General features: G+C 75.0%; 1 protein-coding gene. It reads right to left on the bottom strand.

Features of this window, described 5'->3' with window-relative positions; translation table 11 throughout:
* Positions 1-28: 28 nt before the first annotated feature.
* Entirely contained in the window at positions 29-502 is a 474-nt protein-coding gene (locus G3I71_RS46300) for a TROVE domain-containing protein (protein WP_203733078.1), read from the bottom strand.
* Positions 503-541 lie beyond the last annotated feature (39 nt).

Raw genomic sequence — 541 nt, 5'->3', positions numbered from 1 at the left:
AAGCGCTTCGGCGACGAGACCAAGCGCGTCACCACCACGTACACGGGTGACACCACGACGGTCGTCCCACCGCAGGGCGGGACGGTGACGACCACCGCGACCGACGCGCTGGGGCGCACCACGTCCCGGTCCGGGCCACGGTCGGCAGCGCCGCGAGCGCGAGCGGTGCCGACTCCGGCACCGACGCGGCGTACGCCAGGGCGAACAGCGCGGGGTTCTGGCGCGGGGCGGCGCCACGGACGGACACGTCGACGACGGTGCTGACCAGCGTCTCGGGGTCCTCGTGGGCCATCCGCCCGACGACCTCGGCGTTCTCCCGCGCCAGCTCGCGCGGTGCGGCGTAGTAGGTGCCGCCGTCCACGCCGAGGGTCAGGAAGCGCCGCAGCCGGGCGACGTCGTCGAGCACGAACGCGTAGCCACCGGCGGCGTTCTGCTCCTGGCGGGTGTCGGCGCGCTCGCTCTGCGGCGTGCGCCGCAGCCCGAGCGTGCGCAGCACGTCCATCGGTCATGTCCTCTCGGTCGGTCGCCGAGGCGGTGGCGG

Source organism: Streptomyces sp. SID12501 (genome assembly GCF_010550245.1).
In the GTDB taxonomy this organism is placed as follows: Bacteria; Actinomycetota; Actinomycetes; order Streptomycetales; family Streptomycetaceae; genus Streptomyces.
The sequence above is the reverse complement of the archived record's forward strand: the minus strand, read 5'-3'. Positions and strand labels throughout refer to the sequence as shown.

What these genes read in the sequence shown, in the direction of transcription:
- G3I71_RS46300 (WP_203733078.1), bottom strand. Translation starts at nt 502, where the DNA reads ATGGACGTGCTGCGCACGCTCGGGCTGCGGCGCACGCCGCAGAGCGAG.